This is a genomic window from Longibacter salinarum, assembly GCF_002554795.1.
Taxonomy (GTDB): Bacteria; Bacteroidota; Rhodothermia; order Rhodothermales; family Salinibacteraceae; genus Longibacter; species Longibacter salinarum.
The window spans coordinates 548,567-567,950 of record NZ_PDEQ01000002.1 but is presented as its reverse complement, the minus strand read 5'-3'; the positions used below and the strand labels follow the sequence as shown (position 1 = coordinate 567,950).

General features: G+C 57.4%; 15 protein-coding genes. 4 read left to right on the top strand and 11 right to left on the bottom strand.

What is annotated here, in order from left to right:
* Positions 1-191 precede the first annotated feature (191 nt).
* The 11 genes from CRI94_RS05695 to CRI94_RS05645 all read right to left on the bottom strand — a co-directional run bounded on the left by CRI94_RS05695 (position 192) and on the right by CRI94_RS05645 (position 14,346).
* Positions 192-1,163: a GDP-L-fucose synthase family protein gene (locus tag CRI94_RS05695; RefSeq protein WP_098074690.1), complete on the bottom strand. Its 972-nt coding sequence runs from the start codon at positions 1,161-1,163 to the stop codon at positions 192-194.
* 25 nt (positions 1,164-1,188) lie between these two features.
* Positions 1,189-4,260 (bottom strand): SLBB domain-containing protein, encoded by a 3,072-nt coding sequence (locus tag CRI94_RS05690; RefSeq protein ID WP_245846090.1) that lies wholly within the window; start codon positions 4,258-4,260, stop codon positions 1,189-1,191.
* 334 nt (positions 4,261-4,594) lie between these two features.
* Positions 4,595-5,464, bottom strand: a complete 870-nt coding sequence (gene rfbA / locus CRI94_RS05685; protein WP_098074689.1) for a glucose-1-phosphate thymidylyltransferase RfbA — start codon at positions 5,462-5,464, stop codon at positions 4,595-4,597.
* A 63-nt stretch (positions 5,465-5,527) separates the two neighbouring features.
* Entirely contained in the window at positions 5,528-6,421 is an 894-nt protein-coding gene (rfbD, locus tag CRI94_RS05680) for a dTDP-4-dehydrorhamnose reductase (RefSeq protein WP_245846089.1), read from the bottom strand.
* 38 nt (positions 6,422-6,459) lie between these two features.
* Positions 6,460-7,020: a dTDP-4-dehydrorhamnose 3,5-epimerase gene (gene rfbC / locus CRI94_RS05675; protein ID WP_098074687.1), complete on the bottom strand. Its 561-nt coding sequence runs from the start codon at positions 7,018-7,020 to the stop codon at positions 6,460-6,462.
* 115 nt (positions 7,021-7,135) lie between these two features.
* Positions 7,136-7,576, bottom strand: a complete 441-nt coding sequence (locus CRI94_RS05670) for an oligosaccharide flippase family protein (RefSeq protein WP_098074686.1) — start codon at positions 7,574-7,576, stop codon at positions 7,136-7,138.
* 99 nt (positions 7,577-7,675) lie between these two features.
* Positions 7,676-8,731 carry a dTDP-glucose 4,6-dehydratase gene (rfbB, locus tag CRI94_RS05665; RefSeq protein ID WP_098074685.1) on the bottom strand — a complete coding sequence of 352 codons (1,056 nt, stop codon included), beginning with the start codon at positions 8,729-8,731 and terminating at the stop codon, positions 7,676-7,678.
* Between the two features lie 102 nt (positions 8,732-8,833).
* Positions 8,834-10,753 carry a sulfate adenylyltransferase subunit CysN gene (gene cysN, locus CRI94_RS05660; protein ID WP_342751889.1) on the bottom strand — a complete coding sequence of 640 codons (1,920 nt, stop codon included), beginning with the start codon at positions 10,751-10,753 and terminating at the stop codon, positions 8,834-8,836.
* A gap of 85 nt (positions 10,754-10,838) precedes the next feature.
* A complete protein-coding gene (cysD, locus tag CRI94_RS05655; RefSeq protein ID WP_098074683.1) occupies positions 10,839-11,750 on the bottom strand; it encodes a sulfate adenylyltransferase subunit CysD in 912 nt (303 codons plus the stop codon).
* A gap of 154 nt (positions 11,751-11,904) precedes the next feature.
* The gene (locus tag CRI94_RS05650; RefSeq protein ID WP_098074682.1) at positions 11,905-12,864 is read right to left on the bottom strand and encodes a UDP-glucuronic acid decarboxylase family protein; all 960 of its coding nucleotides are present in this window, start codon (positions 12,862-12,864) and stop codon (positions 11,905-11,907) included.
* A 93-nt stretch (positions 12,865-12,957) separates the two neighbouring features.
* The gene (locus CRI94_RS05645; protein WP_098074681.1) at positions 12,958-14,346 is read right to left on the bottom strand and encodes a UDP-glucose dehydrogenase family protein; all 1,389 of its coding nucleotides are present in this window, start codon (positions 14,344-14,346) and stop codon (positions 12,958-12,960) included.
* Positions 14,347-15,020: 674 nt separating this feature from the next.
* Here CRI94_RS05645 and CRI94_RS05640 point away from each other — a divergent pair.
* The 4 genes from CRI94_RS05640 (at position 15,021) to CRI94_RS05625 (ending at position 19,296) form a co-directional block, all read left to right on the top strand.
* Positions 15,021-16,178 carry a DegT/DnrJ/EryC1/StrS family aminotransferase gene (locus CRI94_RS05640; protein ID WP_098074680.1) on the top strand — a complete coding sequence of 386 codons (1,158 nt, stop codon included), beginning with the start codon at positions 15,021-15,023 and terminating at the stop codon, positions 16,176-16,178.
* Entirely contained in the window at positions 16,175-16,795 is a 621-nt protein-coding gene (locus tag CRI94_RS05635) for a sugar transferase (RefSeq protein ID WP_098074679.1), read from the top strand. Before CRI94_RS05640 ends, CRI94_RS05635 begins: the two co-directional genes overlap by 4 nt.
* A gap of 520 nt (positions 16,796-17,315) precedes the next feature.
* Entirely contained in the window at positions 17,316-17,981 is a 666-nt protein-coding gene (locus tag CRI94_RS05630; RefSeq protein ID WP_098074678.1) for an acetyltransferase, read from the top strand.
* The gene (locus tag CRI94_RS05625) at positions 17,935-19,296 is read left to right on the top strand and encodes a glycosyltransferase family 4 protein (protein WP_098074677.1); all 1,362 of its coding nucleotides are present in this window, start codon (positions 17,935-17,937) and stop codon (positions 19,294-19,296) included. Before CRI94_RS05630 ends, CRI94_RS05625 begins: the two co-directional genes overlap by 47 nt.
* Positions 19,297-19,384 lie beyond the last annotated feature (88 nt).

Below are 19,384 nucleotides of genomic sequence, written 5' to 3'. Positions count from 1 at the left end.
GTGGAGTAGGAGCCCTCCTCGTCGCAACTCAAGGTATGTTCCAAAGTTGCGATTTAAGACGGTTTACGGTCTCCATCGGTGAGTCTTCATGCGTTTCTTCCCACGAACTCGACTAGCTGGAGCTAAACAAATCAAGTGTGACGATCAGGCAGCAAAAGTGCAGGGGTTCAAACGCGGACAATGTACCGGCGTTAGACGCGTACAATGTCTTTTTCGTGATCAAGATACCAGTCATACACGTCACGGATGCCTTCACGCAAACCGATGCTCGCGTTCCATCCGAGCTCGCTCATCCGGCTGACGTCCAGTAGCTTCCGTGGCGTTCCGTCGGGCTTCGACGTGTCGTGTTTAATGTCTGCCTCACTCGATACGACATCCCGGATCACGTCAGCCAGCTCATTGATCGAGATGTCTTCCCCCACGCCGATGTTCAGCATGCCGTCGGGAGCCACATCGCGTAGCTGGCTTTCTGGTGTTTCGAGCACGAAACGTACGGCGTCTGCCAGGTCTCGACTATGGAGAAACTCGCGGCGCGGCGTTCCGGTGCCCCAGAGCGTAACCATGTCATCGGCATCCGGCGCCTCGTGAAACTTACGGATGAGCGCCGGCAAAACGTGACTCGTCTCCAGATCGAAGTTGTCGTCCGGCCCGTAAAGATTGGTTGGCATGAGCGTGATCATGTCATCGCCGTGCTGACGATGGTACGCCTCACAGAGCTTGTGTCCGGAGATCTTCGCGATCGCGTACCACTCGTTCGTGGGCTCGAGCTCTCCCGTAAGAAGGTGCTCCTCTTTCATCGGCTGAGGCGCGTGCTTCGGATAAATGCACGTGCTGCCGAGGAAGAGCAACCGATCGACACCCACGCGATGGGCGGCCTCGATCAGGTTCATCTCGATCGCGAGATTGTCATACAGGAAATCAGCCGGGTACGTATCGTTCGCAAGTATTCCGCCGACTTTCGCCGCAGCAACCACGACAACATCGGGGCGCTCCTCCGCCATGAATGCGCGCGTGGCCGCCTGATCACGAAGATCAAGCTCCGAGCTGGTTCGCCCGATGAGGTTGGTATAGCCAGCCTTTTTTAGGGCGGCCCCCACGGCCGAACCGACCATCCCGCGATGACCGGCGATATAGATTTTTGCAGATGGATCGGACAAACGCATGAGCTGCCGGCTAATATATGTCTGTTTAGTCGAATGCCCTCGATGCAAGCACGATGATCGTCAAGGCGCTGGACAGAATTCCAGTCACGTCTCGAATGGTGTTGCCAATGTCAATGGGCTCTTTTTCCTTCTTCTCTGGCTCCTTCACGACCCGGATAATGGCACCGTCGTCCACCTGCGGCGTTCGCCGGAACCAACCGGTTCGAACCCGGAACGTTGCTCCGGACGCCTGTGTGAGGAAAACGGCTTCTGTATCGTCACGTAATCCGCCAGCACGTTCGAGGTAATATTCTACGCGACGACCAGGCTCGAAACGGACGAGGCCTTCGTTCGCGACATTCCCTCTTATTGTGATTGTGTTCGGACGAGGAGGCAACACGATTTCATCATCAGGCTGGAGAATCACGTCATCATCCGCATCCCCGTTAATGGCATCGTCCATTTCCACGATCACTTGTTCATTTCCGCGGATGAGACGACCGCCGCTAAGGTACCCCGTAGAGAGAACGCCTCCCGCCCGCTTCAAAATATTGCTCAACCGCTCGTTGTCACGAAGTAACGTATACTCCCCGGGGTATCGCACCTCCCCTCGAACCATCACCGTTTCCTGCGGCTGAAAGGAGGGATCCGTTCGGACGAACACACGATCGCGATGCTGCAACTCGAATTCGCTCGCATGGCGGAGCACCTGTGCCGTGTCGGCTTGTGTTCGCACCTCGAATTCCGCGTCGTCCACAGAAGATGCTGACCGGGTCAAGGGGATTCGGATCGTCCGAGCACGCTCTCCCGTCTCGTCCTTCACGCGAACCATGCGTGTCACCTCGACTTCATGGAGCGAGGCCCCTTCTTCGAACCCATTCGCCTGCAAAATGACATCTTTCAACGTAAGATTGTCTCGGTACGGATACTCCCCGGGCTCTTTAATAGCGCCTTCGATCTGGACGAAGCGGTCTTCCAGACGCGTGACGCGAGCAGGGTAAATTCGGATCTCATCTTCAGGCTTGAGGTCCATAGCTCCAAGTCCTTCTCCCTCGAGGGCGTCCCCGAGATGAAACGGAATCACACGTTCCTCGCTTCCGTCGTCGGATACGCGATACAGGTCCGCACGCCCGAGAAATACCTCTTTCAAATACTCGTCGTCCGCCAGTCCTCCTCCAAGAAATAGAAGGTCGCGAATTGTCATGTCGTCCCGATAAACGTAATCGCCGGGCTTGCGTACCTGCCCGCTGATCCGTACGAATCGATCAGACTCCATCTCGCGGATCGACGCGACGTGCAAACTATCACCCGGTTGCAGGACGATGTTCTCCGTCGGTACGTCCTCCATCGCCTCTGCAAGGTTAACGGACTGCACGGAAGACTTCAGGTTGTCCTGAACGCGGACGAGGGAAGCACGGTCGAGATATGCATCGCCCGTCAAACCGTCGGCATTCTCAACCAGATCACGAACCGTACGAACGTCCGTGCCGAGTTCGTAGCGACCCGGCTGAAAGACGGCCCCGCTGACCTTGACGGCATCAATTCGTGTCGCAATCACACGGTCGTCCGCCTCACGGATGCTATAGACGCGTACGCGGTCCCCATCGGACATCGGCACGTCGATCCGTCCTTCACGCGCCGCCTGCAGGTCGTAATCAACCACTTCGCGAGCCACTGACGGGTCTTCGCGCTCGTCGTACGGCACGATCCGGTTCACGGTAAAGCGCTTGACGTAGGCCTCCGCCTCCAGTCCACCGGAGTAGTCGAGAAGATCGCGGAAGGTCTCCTCTTCACTCAACTCGTAGTACGCGGGGCGTTCAACCGAGCCCGTAATAGCGACCGTTTCGCCTCGCGGCGGGACAAACACGTAGTCGTTGTTCTGCAGCGTAACGTTCGCTGTGCTATACCCTTCCAGCAAGTAATCATACAGATCAACCGTGGCGATGACCTCACCTTCACGGATCACCTTGATGTTACGAAGCGATCCACTTCGTTTCGGTCCGCCCACACTGTAGAGCGCGTTGAACACGGTTGAAGATGCGCTCAACGTGTACCCACCCGGCTGTGCAACTTCTCCCAGCACGAACGCCTTCACTGGCTGAACGCGCGTAACCGTCAGATCCATGAATACGGACGGAGGATCACTTGTCAGGCCTGCATAGCTTCGAGAAAGCCACATCTTCATCTCCCGACGAAGGTCTTCCAGCCGACGGCCGGCGACGGTAAACTGCCCAACGTTTGGCACCGTCACTCTTCCCTGGTCGTCGACCATCAACTCATACTGAAATTCGGCGCCTCCCCAAACAGTCAGACGAAGTTCATCGCTCGGACCCACGACGTACCCCGGGTCCACAGGACCTCTTGAGGAAGGTAGAAAAGCCTGCGGGATGGTGTTGAACGCGTCGTAACCGAAGTACTCCAGCGAGTCTCTTCCAGCAGCCAACGAATCCTGCTTCGGCAGTTGCCCCTTCGGAAAGATCGTGAGCGTGCGGCCAGTCGAAAGCGTAACCGTAGTATCCATCGTCGATGCTTCGACGAACAGCGTCCACGTCCCAGCTGAGGAATCTCGCGGCACAGTGACCGTCCCTCCCCACACGCCGTCGAGCACAGAGCCACTCCGACGCATCCGGTTTTCCACGGCGCTCGTATCGCCTCCCGCCGTCAGGAAGAACGGACGGACCGTGGAGATGAGTGCACTACTCCTGAGGGGGACGGACACGTCGATCTGCCTTGGCAGCTGGCCCTTGCCGATGCTATCGGGCGTAATCTCCGGCGTACCCGCAAGCACGGGGTAAGCAGGCACTTTCGACGTGTCACGCGTCGTGCCAAGCTGCGGCTGCTCCTGTAGGTCCTCAGGTTGTACAGCCTGAATAATCGCCTGGATCTGCGACTCGGGAATGCCGAGCTCACGCGCCCTCCGAATCGCTTGCTGCGGATTATTCAGATCAATCCCAAGTTGCTGAGCTCGCATTCGGGCCTCCTGAACCGTCATATTTCGACGATCCAGCTCCCTCTGTATGGCCTCCGGCACCGGCTGCTGCTGAGCGACAGCCCCCGAGGGGAACGCCCATCCTACAGCACACACAAGAAAAAAGGCAATGGAGATACGAATCAGCATAGTCGGGCAGAGGAACGATACAGGGGATCCGGGACGCACGGACGCTGAGCCTGAGCGCAACCGGCGGACGCTAGCGTGGACAAGACCGAACCTGAGCGACACAGGCCAGAAAACCACAGAAGGATGTGAACGATGAGGATACGTATCTGGACGTATCGGCTTGGATTACGACCAGACCGGGCCGTCAAGACTGCAAAAGCAGAATTCTTACGTTTGACGCCTATGTTTGGTACGTCTTGTAACGGAAAATAGCGAACGACTCGTACCACCACCTTTCAACTTTCTCAAATTTTCGACCTACCCTGTCGCTCAAAGCAGCTTGAATGAGCCTCATCTACTCAGCGAGATCCATCAGATACTGACCGTAGGTGTTGTTGGACATGCTCTGCCCGATACGCTCTAAATCGTCGGTATCGATCCACCCTTTCCTCCACGCGATCTCTTCCGGGCAACTGATTTTCAGCCCCTGCCGCGCTTCGATGGTCTGAACGAAATTAGACGCCTGCAAAAGGGACTCGTGCGTCCCCGTGTCGAGCCACGCAAATCCACGCCCCATGGTTTGAACATGCAACCGCCCTTCAGATAGGTACCGGGCGTTGACGTCCGTGATTTCCAGCTCGCCACGATCCGACGGCGAAAGTGAACGGGCGATATCAACCACCTCGTTGTCGTAGAAGTACAGTCCGGTCACGGCATAATGTGACGCCGGATGCTCCGGTTTCTCCTCGATGCTGATGGCACGTCCCTCGTCGTCGAAGTCCACAACTCCGTAGCGCTCAGGATTTTTTACGTAGTAAGCAAACACCGTTGCTCCCTCGTTCCGACGACCGGCCTCGACGAGCATGCGTTGCAATCCGCTCCCGTAAAATACGTTATCACCCAGGATCAGTGCCACCGGATCATCACCAATAAACGACTCTCCCAGAATAAACGCTTCTGCAATCCCGCGAGGCTCGTCCTGAACGACATACGACAGGTTCATCCCCCATTGCTCACCACTCCCGAGCAGATCTTCGAACCGAGACGTATCGCGCGGGGTCGAGATGACGAGCACGTCCCGAATTCCGGCGAGCATCAGCGTCGACAGCGGATAGTACACCATTGGCTTGTCGTACACCGGCAAAAGTTGCTTGCTGACAGCCTGCGTTGCAGGATTCAGTCGAGTACCGGCACCGCCAGCGAGAATAATTCCTTTACGTGACATTCAGCTTAGATGTCGTCAATGACGAATGAAAGTCGCGAGGACGCACGAGACGGCCACGTACATTTAGCTACCCGACGAACGGCCGACCGTGAGATGAGGTGCTGTGTCGGCCAGCTGCCGGGTCCAAGACGGTGGGATAATGCCGAACGTTTGTCGCAGCTTCGCTGTGTCTAATACGGAATATGCGGGGCGTGGCGCAGGACGAGGAAAGGCAGATGTATCCACCGGATCGACGTCCACCTCCATCCCAGCGTTCTGAAAAATGGCCTGTGCAAACCCGTACCAGCTCGTCTGCCCTCGGGCCACGGCATGGTAGATGCCTGCTGTCGCGGACGGATCCTCGTGTTCATTTACGAAACGCAGTAGGTCTCGCGTCGCATCGGCCAACCACAGCGTCGATGTCGGGCACCCGATCTGGTCATCTACAACCTGAAGCTGGTCGCGCTCTGTACCGAGTTGAAGCATGGTTCGGACAAAGTTGCTTCCGTTCGGACCGTAGAGCCAACTGGTGCGCAAAATCCAGTGCGTAGACGCAGACGCAGCGACGCGCTCTTCTCCTTCGAGCTTCGTCTGGCCGTACACAGAGGTCGGATTTGTCGGGTCGTCTTCGCGATAAGGACGGTCCTGCGTGCCGTCAAAAACGTAATCCGTCGAGTAGTGAACCATGCCGGCGCCGCATCGCTCGGCTTCCTCTGCCATAACACCCGGCGCAATGGCATTGACCAGTCGCGCTCGCTCTGCGTCGGTCTCCGCGTCATCAACAGCCGTGTAGGCTGCGGCATTGACGAGCAGGCGGGGCGTTGTCTCTCGGATCAGGGCGCGCACCGTGTCAAGGTCCGAGAGATCGGCGTCCTCACGGGTTGCAGTCACGACGATACCGAGCTCGCCCAAAGTCGACTTGAGGGCCTGTCCTAGCTGCCCACCGGCACCGATTAACAAAATGGGACGATCATCCACGGGCAAGTGAATTGCTTTGAGAGACAGATTCGAGTGCGTTATTGAACAGACTCAGCTAACATAAGCCGATCGGGGTCAATATCACGAAGGCGAGGAGCAGCGGCATCCTTCCCCGACACGATCGGTGTATCGACCGGCCATTCGATGTCAAGATCCGGGTCGTTCCACAGCACGGAAAGCTCTGCGTTCGGGTCATAAACATCCGTACACTTGTACGCGAAGAGAGCCGGTCCCTCGGTGACGACGAATCCATGAGCAAACCCTTCCGGCACGTATAGCTGGCCGGACCATGCGTCGAGCGTCGTGCCCATCCACTCCCCAAAGGTGTTCGACGAGGGCCGCACGTCTACGACGACGTCGTACACCGTGCCCTGCAGCACGTAGACGAGTTTTCCCTGTGGATGTGGATTCTGCAGATGCAGGCCCCTGAGGACGCCCTCTTCCGAGCGGGAGACATTATCCTGAACGAACGTTGCATCGATTCCCGCCTCGGCATAACGCTCTGCATGAAACGTTTCCATAAATGCGCCGCGTTCGTCCTCGTACACATCTGTTTGAATGTGCAGGACACCGGGAAGAGCAGTTTCCTCGACCGTCATGACATGACTTGAGCAGAATCCGAAGACCAGAAAATGAAACCGAAATCGCGAACGTCAGCACTCGCGGGAAGGTCCTTGTGTGAATCGTTGTTGCTTCAGAAAACTTCGACTCCATCTATCCGAAATGAGTCTGTTCTATCGCTGCACGCCTGACCGGATAAGATCCGAAACGCATTTCAAATACGATACGCCTCCGGGCAAAAGAGCCCACGCCGTGAGGTAGCTTATATCCGAGCACAGCGGCCGAAACCGCTATCACTACCGCATCGGCATGAGACATGACCTCGATGCGAAACAGCGATGAGAAGTCTATCGACCGCCGCACTGTTGCTTTCGTTAGGCCAAGATCTGTGAGTAGCGTGATCACGGTCATCGCCATCGCTACAAGCCCAAACCCTTCCGACTCCACGAGACGAACGAGAACCGCGAGCGACCCCAGTCGCAAAACGAAAATCCCCGCCTGTCCAGCCAGGCTGACAAGTCCTCCCGTTACCGACTCTTTCTTGAGACTCTTGTTGTCAAATAAAGACGGCTCTGAGTCGGTGGACGAATTCATATAGCGTGGCTTAACCGCTTATCGGAAGGGGGCCTGACTCTGACGGAAAAGTCAACATTGAGAAACCGATTCGGAACGTATAATCAGATCGCTGAGCAGCTACGCATCCGTCCCGAGCCTCGACAGATCGTAACCATCTAGCACTTCATCCACCCAGTCGAGGTGCTCAAGATACCATTTGACTGTCTGCCGGATGCCGTCCTCGAACGTCGTCGACGGCGTCCAGCCCAGCTCGCGCTCGATCTTAGAGCAATCGATCGCGTAGCGCCAGTCATGGCCCGGGCGGTCTTCTACGAAGGAAATGAGCGACCGATAGTCGTCGCCGCTTCTGGGATGTAGCTCTTCGAGAACGTCGCAGACCGCGTGGACAACTTCAATATTCTGGCGTTCGGCGCGTCCCCCGATGTTGTACGTCTCACCCAGCTCCCCCTTTTCGAGGACGGCGCGAAGCGCAGTTGCGTGATCTTCAACGTACAACCAGTCCCGAACATTTTCGCCGGTACCATAAACGGGAATGGCATCGCCGGCGAGCGCTTTGAGCAGAATCACCGGAATCAGCTTTTCCGGGTACTGATACGGGCCGTAGTTATTCGAACAGTTCGTTACCAGGACCGGCAAACCGTACGTTCGGTGCCACGCACGGGCCAGATGGTCGGCCGAGGCCTTACTCGCAGAATACGGCGAGCTGGGATCGTAGGGCGTCGTTTCGTGGAACGCGCCCTCGTCCCCGAGTTCACCGTACACCTCGTCGGTCGACACGTGGAGGAAACGGAAGGCATCCGCGGCATCATCGTCAAGCGAGCGCCAGTGGTGCCGTGCAGCCTCGAGGAGCGTGTACGTCCCGAGAATGTTCGTCTCGATGAACGCAGCCGGCCCATCGATCGATCGGTCCACGTGCGACTCCGCGGCCAGATGCATGACCGCGCCCGGCTGAAATTCCTCGAACACATCCTTCATGGCTCCGGCATCCGCGATATCTTCCACGACGAGCGTATGCCGCGGACTGTTCAGAACCGGGCCGAGATTGGCACGATGGCCAGCGTACGTCAGCCGATCGACCGTAACGACTTCAGCATTCGTATCGCGAATAAGCTGACGAACGACGGCAGAACCGATAAATCCGGCGCCGCCGGTGACGATGATGGGCTCAGACATGCGAGACAGAGTCAATGCGTGGAGAGGGTGCGGGGAAACAGCACAGCCCGGACGACCGCTACGAAAGCGGGTCCGGGCTGCACCCAACTGCGGGAAACAAGCTTACTCGATGATGCCACGTTGCTTCAGCGCTTCAACCAGCTGGTCAACGCAGGCTTCGACATCATCCGTGTCGCTGTGGACCACGACCTCAGGCGATTCGGGCTCTTCGTACGGAGCCGTCACACCCGTAAAGTTCGCGATCTCACCGCTCTCGGCTTTGGCGTAGAGGCCTTTCGGATCGCGCTCTTTGCAAACCTCGATGTCGCAGTCGACGTGGACTTCGAAGAACCGGTCGTCGGGAAGCAATTCCCGGACACGGTCCCGATCCTCCTGGTACGGCGAAACGAAGGTGCACAGCGTCACATTGCCTTGCTCAAAGAAGAGGCGTGCGACCTCACCAACGCGCCGGATGTTTTCCTTCCGGTCGCGAGCGGAGAAGCCAAGATCGCCGGAGAGGCCGTGGCGCACATTGTCGCCATCAAGCATCATGGTCTGGCATCCGAGGTCGTAGAGGCGGCGCTCCAGTTCCTTCGCAATGGTCGATTTGCCGGAACCGGAGAGACCGGTCAGCCACATGACGGCTGCCTTATGGCCATTGCGAGACTCGCGCTCTTCGCGCGGGACGTTCAGCTCTTCCCAGACGACATTCGGCGAGGTCGCTCGCTCCATGCCCGTTTCGGACTCCGTTCCGTACGGCGCCACGTTCTCGGCTACACCACGGATCATTCCAGCTCCAACCGTAGCATTCGTGTCGGGATCGATCAGGATGAACGCGCCGGTTGAGCGGTTCACCTTGTACGGATCGATGAAGAGCGGATCCGCCGTTTCCAGTTCGACGCGTCCGAGTTCGTTCAAGCGGAAGGTATCGGCCTCCTCGCGGTGGAGCGAGTTGATGTTCATGCGATACACCACCTTGGACACGTACGCCTGCGTACGGCGCGTCGTATGCTGGATGATGTACGGACGGTCGGTCCGCATCGCCTCTTCGTCCATCCAACACAGATCGGCATCGATGGAACGGGTCACCTCCGGACGGTTGCGCGCCCGAACGATCATCGAGCCCCGGCTCACGTCAATCTCATCCTCCAGCGTCATGACGATGGACTCGCCCGGTCCGGCTTCTTCCTGATCGCCGTCAAGCGTGACGATCGACTCAACCGACGTAGACCGCTCGGACGGGAGGACGATGACTTCTTCACCCGGGCGAATTTTACCCGACGCAATCTGCCCCGCATAGCCACGGAAGTCCTGGTTCGGCCGGATGACGTGCTGCACCGGATAGCGGAAATCGACCTGGTTCCGGTCGCTCTGCGTCTTGACGGTCTCCAGCTTATGGAGCAGCGTGCTTCCGTTGTACCACGGCGTGTTGTCCGACGATTCAACGACGTTGTCGCCTTTTAGCGCCGAAATCGGGATGAACGTGATGTCGTCCATATCGAGCTTCTCGGCGAATGCTCGATACTCCTCCTCAATCTCGCGGAAGACGGACTCGTCGTAATCCACGAGGTCCATCTTGTTCACCGCCACGATCATGTGCGGGATCTGCAGGAGCGAGGCGATGAAGCCGTGCCGCCGGCTCTGCTGCAGTACGCCATTGGTCGCGTCGATCAACACCACGGCCAGCTCCGCCGTGGATGCACCGGTCACCATGTTGCGCGTGTACTGCTCATGGCCCGGCGTGTCCGCGATGATAAACTTCCGCTTCGGCGTCGCGAAGTAGCGGTAGGCGACGTCGATCGTAATGCCCTGCTCACGCTCGGCACGGAGACCATCCGTCAGAAGCGCCAGCTCTAGATCTTCGTCTTCCCGCTGCGTGTTTCGCTGGATTTCCTCCAGCTTCTCCTCAAAGATCTGCTGCGTGTCGTACATGAGCCGGCCAATGAGCGTGCTCTTGCCGTCGTCAACACTGCCGGCGGTGGTAAATCGAAGAACGTCCATTCTGTCAATGCGAAGTTTGAAGTGCGAAAGGCGAAGTGTGATGCACAGAGTCGAAGGAGACGGGCGACGCGGATTATGTCCGGCAGTCGAACATCCCAATTCGAATTTAGAATTTCGGCCTTCGCATTTAGAAATATCCCTGCCGTTTGCGGTCCTCCATCGCGGCCTCAGACCGCTTGTCATCTGCGCGTGCACCACGCTCGGCCCGTTGTGCAGTCGCTACCTCTTCAACCACTTCCTCAAGCGTTGTCGCCGTCGACTCCACGGCACCTGTGCACGTCATATCGCCGATGGTACGGAAGCGAACCATCTTTTCAACGTAGACTTCGCCCTCCTGCAGTTCGATGTAGGGGGACTTGGAAAGAAAGACCCCTTCCCGCTCCACCACGTCACGTTTATGCGCGAGGTAGAGGCTCGGAATCTCCAGGTCCTGCTGCAGGATGTACTGCCAGACATCCAGTTCCGTCCAGTTCGACAGAGGAAAGGCACGGAAGTGCTCTCCCTTTTCGCTGCGACCGTTGTACAGGTTCCAGAGTTCGGGCCGTTGGTTCTTCGGGTCCCACTGACCGAACCGGTCGCGGTGGGAGAAGAAACGTTCTTTGGCGCGGGCCTTCTCTTCGTCACGACGCGCACCACCGAGGGCAACATCGAACTTGTGCTCTTGAATCGCGGCGAGGAGCGTTGGAATCTGCGCCTTATTTCGGCTTGGAGTAATTCCCTTCTCCTCCTTCGCAAGGCCTTTCTTAATCGTCTCCTCCACGCTTCGCACGATCAAGTCCACTCCCAGTCGGTCGACCAGGTCATCGCGAAAGCGGATCGTCTCCGGAAAGTTGTGCCCGGTGTCGACGTGGAGCAGCGGAAACGGGATGGGTCCGGGATGAAACGCCTTTCGGGCGAGGTGAACCATCAAAAGGGAATCCTTTCCACCCGAAAACATGAGCACGGGCCGTTCAAACTGGGCCGCAGCCTCACGCATCAGGTGAACCGCCTCGGACTCAAGCCAGGCTAGGTGCTTCGAGGTATCGTTCGAAAAAACCATGGGTCGTTGTATTCAGGAAAAGCAAAGAGTCCGCACCATCATCGGCTCGCTTCAGCGGATGACCGTTCGTCGCGTACCGAGAACGCGAACGAAGCCACTATCGAACCGAGGATTGGAAAACTGGACGCATCAAATAAAGACGATCTTAGACGTTCTAAGCTTCCACTGGGGCAAGCCCCATTTCCTTCCGGAAGTAGTCAAGGGTCCGTTTCAGTCCATCTTTCCGGTCCACGGCGGGTGTCCATCCAAGAACCTCCCGAGCGCGGGTAATGTCTGGTTGACGCACCTGTGGGTCGTCTTTCGGAAGCGGCTCAAACGTCAGCGAGCTATCGGAACCTGTAAGCTCGATGATCTCCTCGGCAAATTCTTTGATGGTGATCTCGTCAGGGTTTCCAATATTGACGGGATCGGATTCATCACTCATCAGAAGGCGAAAAATACCATCCACCAGGTCGTCTACGAAGCAAAAGCTTCGCGTCTGGCTTCCATCGCCGTACACGGTGAGCGGCTCCCCGTTCAACGCCTGCGACATAAACGTCGGTAGGGCGCGGCCATCGTCGATTCGCATCCGCGGACCGTAGGTGTTAAAGATCCGGACGATGCGCGTCTCGACGCCGTGGTACCGGTGATACGCCATCGTCATTGCTTCGGCAAACCGCTTCGCCTCGTCATAGACGCCGCGCGGCCCGATGGGATTCACGTTGCCCCAGTAGTCCTCTTTCTGTGGATGAATTTCGGGATCGCCGTACACCTCGCTCGTCGAAGCAAGGAGAAGGCGTGCGTCTTTCGCTTTCGCGAGCCCGAGCGCCTTATGCGTTCCGAGCGCTCCGACCTTCAACGTCTGGATTGGGAGTTCCAGATAGTCGATTGGGGAGGCCGGACTTGCAAAGTGGAGAACGTAGTCCAGCTCGCCACCGACGTGGATGAAGTCCGTGACGTCGTGTTTAACGAAACGGAACCGATCGTTACCGAGCTCGAAAAGATGCTCGATGTTTTGGGTATCGCCGGTGATCAGGTTATCCATACAGATAACCTCGTGCCCCTCGTCGATGAACCGATCACAGAGGTGCGACCCTAGGAAGCCGGCGCCTCCTGTTATAAGTGTACGAGGCATATTCAGGAAATCAGTTGTAGAGCGAGGGCAAGGGAAAAACCCGGCACCCACCGCCGGAGACCTTCATCCCCGGCGATGAGCGCCGTCGGGCCGTTATGCCTGTCCGTTCTCGGACAGCGCGGCTTTAATTGCCTCAGCGTCTTCCTGTGGGGCCACGTGCGGCCGTCCAATGCTGAAGTATTCAAAGCCCATTTCTGCCATCCGCGACGGGTCGTAAAGATTCCGACCGTCGAAGACAACCGGGGTACCAAGCGTGTCGTGGACCCGAGCGAGGTCGGGGCGGCGGAATTCGTGCCACTCAGTACAAATGACCAGTGCATCCGCATTCTCGAGCGGCGCGTACATGTCTTCGGCGTAAGAAATGCTGTCGCCAAAGTTGACTTTGGTCGTCTCGATCGCTTCCGGATCGAACGCCGTGACCTCCGCCCCGCGCTCAAGTAGTCCCTCGATAATCACGTGGGAAGGCGCTTCACGTACGTCATCGGTATTTGGTTTGAACGCGAGCCCCCACATGGCGATCTTCTTGCCTTCGAGATCCCCGTCGAAGTACTCATCGAGGCGGTGAACCATCAGCTCGCGCTGCTGATCGTTCACACTCAGCACGGAGTCCAGAATCTGAAAGTCGTATCCGTGCTGGCGGCCGGTGCGATGAAGGGCCTGGACATCTTTCGGGAAGCAGCTTCCGCCGAAGCCGATGCCTGCGTAAAGGAAGTGGCGCCCGATACGATGATCCTTGCTGATGCCGAGTCGGACCTTGTCTACGTCCGCTCCCACGCGCTCGCACAGGTTGGCGATCTCATTCATGAACGAGATGCGCGTCGCCAGAATCGAGTTGGCGGTATACTTGATCATCTCCGCCGAGCGCTCATCCACGACCAGGATCGGATTCCCCTGACGGACGAACGGCTCGTACAGTCGCGTCATCTTGTTTGCGGCCTTCTCGCTGGACGTACCGATCACGACACGGTCCGGCTTCATGAAGTCATCGACAGCCGCGCCCTCGCGGAGAAACTCCGGGTTCGATACCACATCGTAGTGCTCACCCGTGGTGAGACCTCGGTCGGCCATCGTTTCCGACACGCGATCCGCCGTTCCGACCGGGACCGTGCTCTTGTTGACGATGATGCGGTATCCGGGATCGTCCTGCTCAACCAGGAGATCGGCGATGGTGCCGGCCGCCTGAAGAACATAACTCAGGTCTGCGGAACCGTCTTCGCCAGGAGGGGTCGGCAATGCGAGGAAAATCACCTCCGCATCGAGAACGGCATCCTCATAATCGGTCGTAAAAGACAGCCGCTCTTCTTTCCGGTTGCGGGCGAAATAGTGTTCCAGGTCGGGCTCATAGATCGGCAGTTTGCCGCTACGAAGCATGTCAACCTTGTCTTCGTCGATGTCTACACAGGTTACCTGGTTGCCCATTTCAGCGAAACAGGTTCCAGAAACAAGACCGACATAGCCGGTCCCGATAATTGCGATATTCATAGAGTGAGTAGTGCGTTCACACGAATAGGTCGGAAAAGGGCGGAGTCGAGCATGCTACTCGGATCGACTCGTATTGAACCGGAAAAATGGGAGCACGGCAAGCCCTTTCAATGAATTCACGCGGTGCTGAAGGTACGGTCTCGCTGGCGATGCCCTGCCAACTTCCGGGGGCATCCGTCGGGCAATACCGGATCAACGAGCGTCATCCTTCCGCCCCTTTGGATCCGGATGGAGTCATCCTCACCTCCGGTATGTTTCAGATCGACCACCGATGAGACAGTCCAGATTGGACCCCATCTCTGTATGTAAAGTTTTTAACGGTGTGTTCGATCCAAATTGATGTGTTGGTATTTTCAGTAACCAACGTCTCAACTAAGGTACGCAAAAGCAATGCGACAACGCGTGCCCCGACCGTTCTGACTCCCTCTAAAACACGCCGAACGACGGATTCCGGCCTTTTTCTTGCGACCTTCGCTTTTCCACAACACGACGAACGTCCTGGTTTCACCCGCACGATCTGGTGGATGTGTCGATCTGTCTCCCCACCCATTCCGGGAAACCTTTCGGTTTGTCATCGAACTGCCTAGGTTTCCCTGAACCAACACTCGTTTTCAGCAGGCCTTCTTCTTTCATCGTCGCATCGAACCGTCGTGGACGAATCACCTAGTTCGGATATGGATCCGATTCCGCTCTCGCAACCCGACATTAGCGAGATGGAGCGGTCGTATGTGTCCGATGTGCTCGAGTCGACGCGACTCTCTTTCGGTCCGTATCTGAAACGCTTCGAGAGGCAAATGGCCGACCGATGTGGAACGAGTCACGCTATTGCCGTGAGCAGCGGGACGGCAGCGCTGCACTGCATCGTCCGCAGCCTGCATCTCCAACCCGGGGATGAGATCCTAACCACGCCATATAGCTTCGTCGCGTCGTCGAACGCGCTACTATTCGAGGATCTTGAGCCAGTGTTTGTGGACATCGATCCCGATACGTATAATATCGACATTGAGAAGGCGAAGGCTGCTCTGACTGCCAGAACGAAAGGCATACTTGCCGTCGATGTTTTCGGCGTGCCGGCCGACTGGCCCGCACTTACGGAATTTGCTGAAACGCATGACCTCGCTCTGATTGACGATGCATGTGAAGCGCTTGGTGCCTCCATCGGCGACCGCCCGATCGGTGCATGGGGCGATGCGGCGTCGTTCGGTTTCTATCCGAACAAACAGATGACAACCGGCGAAGGTGGATGCATCACGACAAACGATGCGGACCTCGCCGCAATCTGCCAATCGCTTCGAAATCAAGGACGTGCCACGACCGCAGAAATGCGCCACGTTCGACTCGGCTTCAACTACCGGCTGAGTGAAATGCAGGCAGCGTTGGGTTGTGCACAGCTGGACCGCCTCGATGATCTTCTCGACCGCCGCTCTCAGGCAGCTGAAGCGTACAGTGAAGCTCTCGCCCCATTACACCACATGTTGCATCGGCCGACATCGGCCCCGTTGGGGCAGCGAAGCTGGTTCGTATACGTTGTCCGACTTCACGACAGTGCTCCCCCCGATGCACGGGACCGATTGGTCGATGCTCTCCATAATGCGGGTATCGGCGCCGCACCGTACTTCCCGAGCATCCATCTACAACCGTATTACCGCGACCGTTTCGGCTTCACCTCCGGGTCCCTCCCCATTGCCGAACGTGTCGCTGCGCGAACGCTCGCTCTTCCGTTCTTCCCTGCGATCACGTCCGCCCAGATCGAACGTGTCGCTGAAACGATAAGCCGCGTGCTGCCGCCCATCCTGGACCCGGCCCCCTCCCAACGTGCTACGTCGTCATGATCAAACGATCAATCGACATTGTCGGAAGCCTTGCGCTTCTCACACTCACTTTTCCCGTCCTCGCCGGTGCAGCACTGGCAGTCTACCTGTCTCTCGGACGCCCGATCCTCTTCCGCCAGATTCGTCCCGGTAAAAACGAGGTCCCGTTTATCCTTATCAAGCTTCGGACGATGCGCGAGGACAACGGCGAAGTGTCCGATGCCGACCGTCTCACTCCGGTTGGACGCTGGCTTCGGCGAACAAGTATTGACGAGCTTCCATCCCTCATTAACGTTCTTCGGGGAGACATGAGCCTCGTCGGCCCGCGACCGCTGCTTATGAAATACCTCCCATTTTACACGGAAACAGAACGTCTCCGACACAGCATTCGCCCGGGACTCACAGGCTGGGCTCAGGTGCATGGGAGAAATAACCTCGACTGGGATAAGCGATTTCAGTTGGACATCTATTACGTCAAGAATAGATCGCTTGCCCTGGACCTGAACATTCTCTTGCGGACGGCTGGCACCGTTCTCTCACAGCGCGGCGTCGTTCCTTCTTCAAACATGACCCTTTCCGATCTCGATGTAGCCCGACGCGAGCGTCGTCGCCGGCCGCTGCTTTCGGTCGACTCGTGAGACGGGAACGCGCTTATTACTCATATCGGCCGAACCGTCACGCCGACGATTCTCCGGTGTCGCGCCTGTTCACCTCATCTTGCATGGTGATCCCCGTTCTAATACCAAATCCAAATTCTAATGTCCGGGTCTGCTTCGTTCGCCCGGGTGATTCAAACGGCAGAAACAAGCATGGATCGTTCCTAGCGACGTCTTTTTACCCTTACTCGACCGAACCGTCCCTAGCGGCCGAGGCATGGCATCCGGACAGCGTCATTTGGATTCAGTATAAGAGCGAATTGCCATTCTCTCGCCACGAAATTAACTAACAAAGCCGAATCCGGCCGAACAGTGTTTAGCGCCTCCGACCTCAGAGGCGTTGGATGCGTTTATTCAACCCGCAACAAAGCGCGTGAACCCAGATTTCCCATCCGAAAACGAACGAGCGAACGGAGAAGCCGGATAATCTACCCAACATGTCGTTCTCGGACATGCCTACGTCTCTCGGTTCGCCCTCTTCCTCTCCAGATTTCCAACTGAAGTGAAGGATTCTTTCGCAAACGCTGATAAGGCCCCTTCATGCTGGCTTGTTGGGGCTGGTGGCTTCGGGCGAGAGGTCGCGTCTTGGGCACAAAACGCTACCAGTGGACCGACAGACGCCGCCCGACTAGCATTTATCGATGATGACCCGGACCTCGTCGGTCAGAACCGACTCGGCGTACCGATCGATGGAACCATTGCCGATCTTACGACAGCGAGCGGAGGCAGCTTCGCGATCACAATCGGCACGTCCGTGCTGCGGCGGCAAATAGCCGATACGCTCACGGAGGCTGCTGTTTCACCCGTCTGTCTCCTCCATCCCAGCGTTGCTCCGGACCCGACGGTGGACATCGGTGCCGGCACGATTCTCTGCGCTCGTGTGACACCAACGGTCAATGTCAGAATCGGGTGCCACGTGATCGTGAACCTGCACGCTACCATTGGGCACGACGCCGTGCTGGGCGACTTCGTCACGCTTCACCCTGGCGTCCATGTCTCTGGTCACGTCGTGATCGGGGAAGCGACGGAGATCGGTACGGGTGCCGTACTTCTTCCGGGGGTAACCGTCGGTGCGAACGTGCGAGTGGGGGCGGGCGCTGTTGTCACATCCGACGTTCCAGATGGCGAAACCGTCGTTGGAGTGCCAGCCCGCGCGACAATGCACTGACGGCGCAATGCACGTATGCGTCATCGTGGGCAGCCTTCGCTCCTGTGTCTACCTCTTCGTTTTCTCACCGTCTCAACTGTCTACCTTCCCGGGACTCGGCCCTGCCTTGATGCACATCCTCGCCTTTATCCACCATTATCATACACCAGACTGTGCCACCGCCGTTCGACCCTATTCTCTCGTGCGGCATCTCGCGCGCAATCACGACGTGACGCTGATCACGACGGATGCGTGGCGCAGCCGCAGACACACGGACGAGTTCCAGTGGGTCCCGGACAATGTCCGACTTATCGAGTACGACGTAACGTATCGCAACGCGATGGGGACGAGTGAACGCGTAATTGCATTTGCGAAATTCGCTGCACGAGCGCTCGCGGACGGCATTCGGGGAACAAAGCCCGATGTTATCTTCGCCACATCTACACCACTCAGCACAGGTCTGGTGGGCGCGCTCGTTGCACGATGGCATCGCGTGCCGTGGGTCTTCGAGGTTCGCGACCTCTGGCCCGACTTCCCGATCCAGATGGGCGCTCTTCGCTCGCCTGTACTTCGCTCGCTTCTTTACCGTCTCGAGAGCTTCCTCTATCGGAATGCATCGCACGTGATCGGTCTCTCTCCGGACATGACGGATCACGTCCAGCAGATTGCTCCACAAACGGCCGCATCGACCGTTCTATACGGTAGCGACCTGGATTTCCACCGTGCGGTTTCAGACGAGGACGTGGCTCGCATGCGCGCCATCGCAGGGAAGGACGCCCCGATGACTGTACTTTACGCTGGAAGTTTTGGCCGGGCGAATGCAATTCCTTCGCTAATAGAAGTGGCCCGCAAGCTTCAACATCGTTCGGACATCCGCTTTGTGATGACGGGTGAAGGCTATCATGCCGAAACGGTTCGTCAAGCCGAACGTGCACTCGACAACTTGACTCGGATCCCGCCGCTTCCGCACCACCAAGCGGTCGCTCTCTTTGCTGCAGCCGATGTTTCCCTCGTTTCATTTGCCGACGTACCTGTTTTATCGTCGAACTCACCTGGCAAACTATTTGACAGCCTTGCAGCCGGAACCCCTGTCGTTGTCACCAACCCCGGATGGACGGCCGACGTCGTTCGAGAAAATCGATGCGGCTGGGTCGTTCCACCAGAAGATGTCAGTGCGATGGCGAAAACGCTCGTTGAACTTCGCGACCGACCGCAGACCTTGCAAGAAGCAAGCACGAACGCTTTGGAAATCGGCCGCAAACGTTTGCAACGATCACAGGCAGTAAAAGAAATTGAACGCGTTTTGCTCACAAGCGTCGTGAACGAAATATCGTAATCGAATCGATGACTGATCCTTTCATGATCGATTGCTATTGCATTCCTGTTCTGCGGTTCGTCTCTTAACGTACTGCTATTGCTCTATC

Bases quoted from the DNA above. Each gene is read 5' to 3' on its own strand.
- CRI94_RS05650 (WP_098074682.1), bottom strand. From the start codon at position 12,864: ATGCCTCGTACACTTATAACAGGAGGCGCCGGCTTCCTAGGGTCGCAC.
- CRI94_RS05640 (WP_098074680.1), top strand. From the start codon at position 15,021: ATGGATCCGATTCCGCTCTCGCAACCCGACATTAGCGAGATGGAGCGG.
- rfbB (WP_098074685.1), bottom strand. From the start codon at position 8,731: ATGTCTGAGCCCATCATCGTCACCGGCGGCGCCGGATTTATCGGTTCT.
- CRI94_RS05695 (WP_098074690.1), bottom strand. From the start codon at position 1,163: ATGCGTTTGTCCGATCCATCTGCAAAAATCTATATCGCCGGTCATCGC.
- rfbC (WP_098074687.1), bottom strand. From the start codon at position 7,020: ATGACGGTCGAGGAAACTGCTCTTCCCGGTGTCCTGCACATTCAAACA.
- rfbA (WP_098074689.1), bottom strand. From the start codon at position 5,464: ATGTCACGTAAAGGAATTATTCTCGCTGGCGGTGCCGGTACTCGACTG.
- CRI94_RS05670 (WP_098074686.1), bottom strand. From the start codon at position 7,576: ATGAATTCGTCCACCGACTCAGAGCCGTCTTTATTTGACAACAAGAGT.
- CRI94_RS05645 (WP_098074681.1), bottom strand. From the start codon at position 14,346: ATGAATATCGCAATTATCGGGACCGGCTATGTCGGTCTTGTTTCTGGA.
- CRI94_RS05625 (WP_098074677.1), top strand. From the start codon at position 17,935: ATGGCGAAACCGTCGTTGGAGTGCCAGCCCGCGCGACAATGCACTGAC.
- CRI94_RS05635 (WP_098074679.1), top strand. From the start codon at position 16,175: ATGATCAAACGATCAATCGACATTGTCGGAAGCCTTGCGCTTCTCACA.
- CRI94_RS05690 (WP_245846090.1), bottom strand. From the start codon at position 4,260: ATGCTGATTCGTATCTCCATTGCCTTTTTTCTTGTGTGTGCTGTAGGA.
- cysD (WP_098074683.1), bottom strand. From the start codon at position 11,750: ATGGTTTTTTCGAACGATACCTCGAAGCACCTAGCCTGGCTTGAGTCC.